Origin of the sequence: Albidovulum salinarum (assembly GCF_025673475.1) — a bacterium.
In the GTDB taxonomy this organism is placed as follows: Bacteria; Pseudomonadota; Alphaproteobacteria; order Rhodobacterales; family Rhodobacteraceae; genus Albidovulum; species Albidovulum salinarum.
In genome coordinates, this window is sequence record NZ_JAOVQO010000040.1 from 1 (window position 1) to 8,578 (window position 8,578).

Consider the following 8,578-nt stretch of genomic DNA (forward strand, 5'->3'; position numbering starts at 1 on the left):
CCTTGATCTGGAAGCGCGAATAGCCCTTGGCGCGTTCGGTCTCGAAGGCGGCGAGCGTCTCCTCCCGGCTGCCGATGCGGATGACCGAGAGCACCGGCAGGCTCTCGGCGACGCGCCCGCCCCAGAGATCGACCAGGGGCAGGCCATGCGCCTTGGCGCAGAGATCCCAGAGCGCCATTTCAAGCGCCGTCTTGGCGTTGCCGTGGCCGCGCAAGGCCGCCGCGATGCCGGCAAGGATCGCCGCCACCTGGCGCGGATCGCGGCCGAGAACCACCGGCGCGACGTGGCGGATGCCCTCGCGGGCGCCCGCCGAAAGTTCCGGCAGATAGTAGGGCGGGGCCGAGCAAACCTCGCCCCAGCCGACGAGGCCGGTACTTGTTTCGATCTTGACGACGAGAACGTCGAGCGCCGGGTCGATCGACTGGCTCGCGACATAGCGGGTGAGTTCCATGCCGACGTCGATCGGCACCGAGAAAAGCGTGATCCTGTCGATGCGCATGGCTTACCTCCGCTTGAGCGCGATGCCTTGCCCGGCCTGTTCGGGCATTTCGAGCCCGGCATGGGCGCGGTGTATCAAATCCAGCCGTTCACCGATGAACGGACGCCATCTTTCCGGTCGCCGTTCCCTGAGGTTGAAGCCGAGGCTCTTCACCTCGTTCGTCGCGGCGAGGACGTTGCCCTCGGTCTTGAAGACCCGGTGAAACAGCACGTAGCGCTTGTCGTCGAATCCGAGAAACTGTGTCTCGACATGGATCGGCGTCCCGAGTGCCAGCTCGTCGATGTAGTGGACGTGGTTCTCGACGATGACGTATTCGTGGCTCGCCCGCGCCTCTATCGTGCCCTCGGGGTGGTTGATCCAGTTCCAGAAGGCCCAGTTGGCGTGGTCGCAGATGGTCAGGTAGTGGGCGATATTCACATGATCGAAGGAGTCGATCCATTCGGGCCGGACCTTGCTGCGAAAGAGGATCAGCGGCGCGGCGATCTCGCCGGTCCAGGGCAACGGCGGATCATAGACTTCCTTGGCCAAGGCATCATCCTTTCAGTGTCGGGAGCGTTTCGGAAAACCGGCCGGCAACCACGCGCGCACGGCTGGCGTCCTGTTGATCGGCATCGCGGCCATCGAGTTCGTCGATCCGCAAGCCCTCGTGAGCGTAGATCGGAGAGCCCGCCTCCAGTATGCCGCGCAGCCGTGCGGCGAGCGCGCGTTTCTTGCGGACCTGGTGGGGCTGCAAATCGTCGAACTCTCGCGGCGCAATCGCCTCGCCACGAACAAGCAACCCGGCAGAGACGGCCTCTTCGAAGAGCGCCTCACCACATTCCGTTCTGGTGATGATCCCATTGAAACCGGCATCCTCGCCGACGGGGTTCGCGCCCGGCCAGGTATCGGCGGCGGCGATGTCGGCCGCCTCGCCATTCGCGTCGGGGCAAATCTTGCAGCGGCTCTGGATGCGCCAGCCCGCCTCGTCTGCCCAAAGATCGCCGTAGGTGCATTGCCAGGCCCGCCCGTCCTTCACCTCGACGCGCGTTGCGCCCGGATTGCCATAACCCCGATACCGGAACAGCGTGACGTCGCTTTCAGCCACGCCGTAGTCATCGAGCAGGGCTTGCGATTTTCCGAGATCGGACGCTCCGCCACAAACCATGACCAATATGCAGACGAGATTGCGCGCGAGATCGGCATCGTTCTTGGCACGGCTCCGCACGGCACCCGCATCACAGGGCTTGGCGATCACCGCAAACGGCTCGTTCCGATCGACCGCGACCTGCAGACCGGCGAGCGTATCCGAAGGGCCATACCGCGACCCGGCGCGCGCGATCACCTGGTCAACGGTATCGCTGATGCACCAGCGGGTGCGCATCGGTGCCTCCGGGTCGGCCTCGCAGTGCAGGATGAATTTCGCGCGACCAGTTCTCAGCAGATGCACGCCGAGGGCAGTCAGCAAGCCGCCCGAGGCGGCGCGGAAGCGGATATCCGCGTCAGCGGCCCAGGTTCGCTCCATCCGATGATACCGTCCCCAGATCATGTCATCGCAGGGGGTGTCTTCCGAATGGGCGCGCGCGACGGCCCCCGGACAGGCCGCGAGGATCTCGAGGCCGGCTTCCGGATCGCTGCTGCGGGCGGCGGGCCGAAGCCGCCCTTCCGGCGTATAGGTCATTGCCCAGCGCTCGGGCGCCAGAGCCTCGCACAGGCCGCACCCGATGCACAGGCCGCTTTCGACGACCTGAGCAATCGTTGTCGGATGGCGCGAATGCACTCTCCCAGTCTGCATCATCAGCGTCCCTTCCAGTTTGGGGCGCGTTTTCCGGCGAGCGCCGCCATGCCCTCGGCGGCATCCTCGGAGGCGTAGACGCGCCGGTAGGTGGGCAGATCGGCCTCGCGCATGATCCGGTAGGCGTCGCGCTCGCTCGCGCCTTCCGTGGCGCGGTCGATTTCCTTGATCGCCTGCAGTGACAGCGGCGCGCAGGCGGCCACGCGTTCGGCCAGGTCGCGCGCGGCGTCCATCAGGGCGGCTCCCGGCACGACCTCGTTGACGAGGCCCCAGTTGGCAAGCTCCGCCGCGCTCGCGCGCCGTCCGGTCATCATCATCTCCATCGCGATCGCACGTGGCAAACGGCGCGGTAGCCGGATCACCCCGCCCGCATCGGCGATGAGCCCGATCGTGGCCTCGGTCAGTGCGAATTCAGCGTGCTCGGCCGCCACGATCATGTCGGCCGCCAGCGCCAGTTCGAACCCGCCGCCCAGCGCCATGCCGTTCACCGCGGCGATGACCGGTTTCTTTAGATTCCAGTATTCGGTGAGGCCGGCGAAGCCGCCGATCCCCTGGTCGGCATCGGGCGGCTCGCCCTCGGCGGCGGCCTTCAGATCCCAGCCGGCCGAGAAGAACCGCTCGCCGCCGCCGGTTACGATGGCGACCGAAAGGCCGTCGTCCTCGGCAAGTTGCCGGAACGCATCGCCCATCGCCTTCGAGGTGGCGGCGTTGATCGCGTTGGCCCTGGGCCGGTCGAGGGTGATTTCGAGGATGCGCCCTTGGCGCGCGATCTTCACGTCTGTCATGGTCATGCTCCCAGGGGCCGGAGGAGTTGCCGGCTGATGATATGGCGCTGGATTTCGGACGTGCCCTCCCAGAGCCGTTCCACTCTTGCGTCGCGGTAGATGCGTTCCAACGGCAGGTCCGACATCACCCCCATGCCGCCACAGGTCTGGATCGCCTGATCCGCGACGCGGCCCAGCATCTCGGAGCACCAGACCTTGGCCATGGCACAGTCCTCGGCGACGGTCGGAGCATTCCGGTCGACCTTCCAGGCGGTGTTCATCAGGAGAAGGTCGCCCAGCCGGATGTCGGTCGCCATGTCCGCGAGCGGAAACGATATCCCCTGGAACTTGCCGATCACCTCGCCGAACTGCTTTCGCGTCGCGGCATAGTCGAGCGCCACCTCGAAGGCGCGTTCGGCGCGAGCCTGACACACGGCGGCGACGGTCAGCCGCCCCGGCCCGAGCCAGTCGCTCACCACCTTGAAGCCCTCGCCCTCGCCGCCCACCATCTGCCAGTCACCGACCCGGACATCGTCGAACCGCAGAATGTTGTTGTAATAGCCGCGATGTCCCATGTGGTCGTAGCCATTCGCCACCTCCACGCCGGCCGCGTCGAGATCGACGAGGAAGCAGGAGATACGCTTGCGCGGGCCCTTCGGTGTCTCGTCCTCGCCGGTCGCGGCAAAGAGGATCACGAAATCCGAGATCTCTGCGTTCGAGATGAAGTGCTTGGTGCCGTTGATCACCCAGTCGCCGCCGTCGCGGACGGCGCGGGTCTTCATCCCCTTGAGGTCCGACCCCGCCTCGGGCTCGGTCATCGCCACGCATTCGCGCTTTTCCCCGCGCATCACGGGTTGAAGGAAATGCGCGATCTGCTCGCCCTCGCAGGCGGCGAGGATGTTGTTCGGGCGCCGCACGCATTCCGCCAGGGCCAGCGAGGCGCGGCTCAAACCCTTCTCGACCAGCGTGAACGACACGCAGTCGAGCCCCGCGCCGCCGACGCTTTCGGGCATGTTGCAGGCGTGGAGCCCGAGCTCCATGCCCTTGCGGCGGATCTCAAGTTCAAGGTCGCGCGGCAGTTCGTTGGTCTTTTCGAGGATCTCTTCGTGCGGGATCAGCTCGTGCTCGCAGAATTCCCGCACCGTGTCCGACAGCAGCCGCTGCTCCTCTGTCAGCGCGAAGTCCATCAGTCGAGCCCCTCGTAGCGGGCATTGGCGTGATCGAGCGCGGCGCGGAGCCCCTTCTCCGTCGTCATCTTCGAGAACTCGGCATATTCCGGCACCGGCTGCGCGCCCATGATCGCCACCTGTTCGAGGTAGTAGTCGGTCGCGGTCCGCAAGCCCTGCATCTCGTAGACCCGGTTGAGATACATCTTGTGCATCCGCTGCATCTCCCGCGGCAGCCGCGCCATCAGCGTGGCCTTCTTCCGCGTCGCCTCGGCCAGCGCCTCGGGCGCCACGACCTCGGTGACGAGGCCCATTTCCTTCGCCTCGGCGGCGGACAACTCGCGCCCCGTCAGCAGGAGGTCCTTCGCGGTCTTCATGTTGACGAGCCAGGGCAGGAACATGCAGTGCCCCGAGACGCCGTAGCGGACCTCGTTGTAGCCGAGCCGCGTGTCCTCGGTGACGATGGTCACGTCGCAGAAGAGCGACAGTTCGAACCCCTTGCCGATGGCATATCTGTGGACGCTGGCGATGACCGGCTTGGTGACGCGCCAAGGCGTGGTGAACTCGTCGAACTGGTGCATGTAGTGCGCCCGGTACTCATAGATCGAGCTTCGGTCCTCGGCAGCGTCCTCGTCGAGGTCATGACCGGCGCAGAAGCCGCGCCCGGCGCCGCGGATCACGATGACGTTCACGTCCTCGTCCCGGTCGGCGCGCAGGAGGCCGGCCTGAAGCTCGGCGATCAGCCGCAGGTTCATTGCGTTCAGCTTTTCCGGCCGGTTCAGCGTCAGCCAGCAGACGTGTTCGTCGTCCACCTCGTAGATCAGGTGCTGGTAGTCTGTGGTCTCGGGCGTGATGCCGTGCATTTTCGTCCTCCTTCCCGCGTCAGGCGACGCGTTCCTTCCGTTCCGCCAGTTTCAGGACCGCATCCACGGCGAGCGCGCCCTTGCGCCCGACGAGGATCGGGTTGACCTCGATCTCCTCCGCGCCCTCGGCCAGGGCGAATGCCGCCAGCGCCTCGAGCGCGTCGAGAGCCGCCTCCCGGTCGCCCGCCGGCCGCCCGCGCCAGCCCTTCAGGCGCTCGGCAACCTTCAGCCGGTCGAGCGCGCGGGCGATCTCGGCCCGCTCGAAGGGGGCTGCCAGAAGCGTGCTGTCGTTCCAAAGCTCCGCCTCGATGCCGCCGCCCGCGATCATCATCACCGGGCCGACCGACGGGTCATGCGTGACCGAGGCCATCACCTCGGCCACGATATCCGGTGCCATCGCCTCGACCAGCACAGCGTTCAAGGGAATGTCCGGGACGTGCCGCGCCATCTCGGCCCGCATCGCTTCGACGGCCTCGCGAACCGCCCCGGCAGAGGCGAGACCGATGCGGACCGCCCCCGCCTCGGTCTTGTGCAGGAGCCGCGCATCGAGCGCCTTCAGGGCGACCGGAAAGCCGATCTCCGCCGCCGCCTCCGCGGCCCTTTCGGGCTGGGTCACGCGCGACGCCGGAACCGCGACCCCGGCGGCAGAGAGCATCGCCTTGGCGGCCGCCTCGTCATGGCGCGCGCCGGGTTCTGGCGCGGCCACCGGCACCTCGGACAGCCGCTCCGGCCTCGCCGCCAGCAGGGTCTCGCGCCGCTCGCGCCACCAGACGGCGTGACCGAGCGCCCGGATGCATTCGTCGAGCCCCTGCATCGCGGCAAGGCCAAGGCTCTGCGTGTGGTCGCGCGCGTCTGCCGGGAAGCAATCCACCATCGGCGCGATCTGCAAGGCCGCCACGTCGCGCCCCCGGCAGGCCGCGCCAAGCGCCTCGACCTGCGCAGCATATTCGCTGACATCCCACATGCCGTCGCGCGGGTAGTTCTGCACCATCAGCGCGAGGTCGTAACCCTCCTCGAGCAGCGCGGAATAGATCGCGGTCTGCCGCTCCGTATCGTTCCAGGCGGCCATGGTCACGTCCTGCGGATTGCAGGGCGTGGCGATCGACGGCAGGAGGTCGCGCAGACGCGCTGCCCGCTCTCCGGTCGGCTGCGGCAGGTCGAAACCGCCAGCGCTCAGATGGTCGGCAAGCATCACCCCCAGAACACCCGAGACCGAGGCGACGAGCGCCCGCCGCCCCTTCGGGATCTGGCCGGAATCGATCAGCTTCAGCGTCTCGAAGAATTCCGATTCCGAGGCGGTCGAGATGATGCCCAGCCGGTCGAACAGCGCCTCCCAGGCCGCGCCCGCGCCAGTCATCGAGGCGGTGTGCGAGGCCGCCGCCCGCGAGCCCGCTTCGGTCCGGCCAAACTTGATCGCGACGATGGGTTTGCCGAGCTTCAGCGCCTTCACCGCCGCCCGGCGCAGCCCCGCGATGTCGCGCAGACCCTCGAACGAAAGCCCCACCGCGGTCACGCGCGGGTCGTCGAGCAGGTAGTCCGCGCAGGCCTCCAGCCCCGTCACCGCCTGGTTGCCGCCGCCGACCATGTGGGTGATCGCGAGCCCGCGGTCGGAAAAGACGGCATCGCAAAGAAGCCCGCCGCCCTGGCTGACGATGGCAACACCCTTCGGGACAGAATGCACACCGAACTGGTCCATCATCGCCGCCATCGGATCGACGAAGTTCACGAGCCCCACCGAATTCGGCCCGAGCACCGCCATGTCCCCGGCCGCCGCCACGAGCCGCGCCTGAAGGTCGCCGCCCTCGGTTCCGGTCTCGGCGAACCCGGCCGCGTTGCAGACCGCGGCACGGCAGCCCATCTTTCTGAGCGCCGCGATGGCCTCGATCGCCGCTTCCCTGCGGATCGCGACGAAGGCGAGGTCCGGCACCTCCGGCAGATCCTCGATGCTCGGGACGCAGGGATAGCCCTGCAAGGTCTCGTATTTCGGATTGACGACCCAGGTCGGTCCTTCAAAACCAAGATCCCGGTGGTATTTCAGCGCCGGGTTGAGGTTGCTGCCGCCGATGAAGGCGACCGATTTCGGTCGGAAGAGCGGCTCGAGTCGGTGTGCCATGGACGATCCCGATCAGATTCTGCTTGATCCGAGCGTAGCGGTTGGCAGAAATCCGGGGATGACTTCAACGAACGAAAAACTGACCTGATCGAACATGAAGACGATCACTATCGTTATCGGCGAGGGCTTCCCGCTACTGTCGCTCTCGCTCGTCACCGAGCCTCTGCGAGTGGCCAACCGCGAGTGCCCCAAGCCAGTCTTCCGCTGGCGCGTCCTCAGCGTGGACGGCCAGACGCCGCGCTCCTCCTCGGGGCGTGCGCTCGAGATCGACGGGCCCTTGGACGAGGCGCCGACCGACGCCGTGATCCTGCTCGCCTCCTATGCACCCGACCGGATGAAGTCCGATGCCCTCCTCGGCTGGCTCCGGCGCCGCTCTCGCACCGGCAGCCTCATGGGCTGCGTCGATACCGGGGCGCTTCTCTTCGCGGAGGCCGGACTTCTGAACCGGCGCCCGGCCGCCGTCCATCACGAAGCCATCGTCGGGTTCCGCGAAAGCCGCGGCGAGGCGTATTTCGTCGACCGCCTGTTCGATCTGGACGGCGACCGATGTTCCAGCGCGGGCGGGGTGGTCACCATCGACATGACCCTGGCATTGATCGCGCATTACGAAGGGCCGCGCCTCGCGAGGCGCGTGGCCGAGATCTTGAACTACCGTCCTCTGGACTCGAGCCGTGCAGATGGTTCTTTCGGTTTCGACTGGTCCGTTCCTCGGCTCGACCGTACGCTCGCAAAGGTGATCGAGATGATGCTCGCGAACATGGAAAACCCGCTTGCCATCGGCGACATTGCCAGCCGATTGGAACAGCCCGAATGGAAGCTCCGGCGGCTCTTCCTCCGCCATCTCGGTCAGCCGCCGCAGGCCTATTATCTCGAACTCCGGCTCGACCGGGCACGCAACCTGCTCCGCAACTCGCACGAAAGGATCGGCGGCATCGCCCTGATGTGCGGATTCCCGGCTCCCGAGAGCCTGAGCCGCGCCTATCGGCAAAGATTTGGCGTCGCGCCAAGCGAGGACAGGGAACTGTAGCGGTAGCGCAGTAAGCATCCGCCGGGAGCCGTGGTCAGGCAGCCTTGACCTGGGGCGTTGCGGCGTTCCATTCCCAAGGCAGCAGCTTGTATAGGCGTGAGACCGCCAAGTCGGAGATGCGGGCGATGACATCGGCGAGCCAGGTCTGGGGGTCGATGCCGTTCAGTTTCGCGGAGCCGATCAGGGAATACATGAAGGCCGCCCGGTGACCGCCGCGCTCGGAACCGGCGAAGAGCCAGCTCTTTCTGTGATCGGCCCCACCTGAGTGGTCCGATTTGATTGTTAGTGCATGACTGGCCTCTGGTCCATCGGGATGACGGATTCAGGGGCCGGCGGGCGGTAGCCCAGAGCACTGTGGGGGCGTTTCGTGTTGTA

7 protein-coding genes and 2 pseudogenes are annotated in these 8,578 nt (G+C 66.7%); 1 reads left to right on the forward strand and 8 read right to left on the reverse strand.

All coding sequences use genetic code 11. From position 1 onward, the window contains the following. The 7 genes and pseudogenes from OEZ60_RS21640 to OEZ60_RS21670 form a co-directional block, all read right to left on the reverse strand. Nucleotides 1–499 (reverse strand): annotated as a pseudogene (locus OEZ60_RS21640) (hypothetical protein); the annotation flags it as partial. A 3-nt stretch (nt 500–502) separates the two neighbouring features. Continuing rightward, the gene (locus OEZ60_RS21645) at nt 503–1,027 is read right to left on the reverse strand and encodes a thioesterase family protein (protein ID WP_263340885.1); all 525 of its coding nucleotides are present in this window, start codon (nt 1,025–1,027) and stop codon (nt 503–505) included. 4 nt (nt 1,028–1,031) lie between these two features. Beyond that, nucleotides 1,032–2,273 carry a Coenzyme F420 hydrogenase/dehydrogenase, beta subunit C-terminal domain gene (locus OEZ60_RS21650; RefSeq protein WP_263340887.1) on the reverse strand — a complete coding sequence of 414 codons (1,242 nt, stop codon included), beginning with the start codon at nt 2,271–2,273 and terminating at the stop codon, nt 1,032–1,034. After that, nucleotides 2,273–3,061, reverse strand: a complete 789-nt coding sequence (locus tag OEZ60_RS21655; RefSeq protein WP_263340890.1) for an enoyl-CoA hydratase-related protein — start codon at nt 3,059–3,061, stop codon at nt 2,273–2,275. The genes OEZ60_RS21650 and OEZ60_RS21655 overlap by 1 nt, the downstream gene beginning before the upstream one ends. Next, nucleotides 3,058–4,221: an acyl-CoA dehydrogenase family protein gene (locus OEZ60_RS21660; protein ID WP_263340893.1), complete on the reverse strand. Its 1,164-nt coding sequence runs from the start codon at nt 4,219–4,221 to the stop codon at nt 3,058–3,060. Before OEZ60_RS21660 ends, OEZ60_RS21655 begins: the two co-directional genes overlap by 4 nt. Further along, nucleotides 4,221–5,063 (reverse strand): enoyl-CoA hydratase/isomerase family protein, encoded by an 843-nt coding sequence (locus OEZ60_RS21665; RefSeq protein ID WP_263340895.1) that lies wholly within the window; start codon nt 5,061–5,063, stop codon nt 4,221–4,223. The genes OEZ60_RS21660 and OEZ60_RS21665 overlap by 1 nt, the downstream gene beginning before the upstream one ends. A gap of 19 nt (nt 5,064–5,082) precedes the next feature. Further along, nucleotides 5,083–7,176, reverse strand: a complete 2,094-nt coding sequence (locus OEZ60_RS21670; protein WP_263340898.1) for an acetate--CoA ligase family protein — start codon at nt 7,174–7,176, stop codon at nt 5,083–5,085. A gap of 94 nt (nt 7,177–7,270) precedes the next feature. Between OEZ60_RS21670 and OEZ60_RS21675 the strand changes: the two genes are divergently transcribed. Then, entirely contained in the window at nt 7,271–8,203 is a 933-nt protein-coding gene (locus tag OEZ60_RS21675; protein WP_263340899.1) for a GlxA family transcriptional regulator, read from the forward strand. Between the two features lie 34 nt (nt 8,204–8,237). Here the strand turns inward: OEZ60_RS21675 and OEZ60_RS21680 are convergent. Continuing rightward, nucleotides 8,238–8,465 (reverse strand): annotated as a pseudogene (locus OEZ60_RS21680) (transposase domain-containing protein); the annotation flags it as partial. Nucleotides 8,466–8,578: the final 113 nt, after the last annotated feature.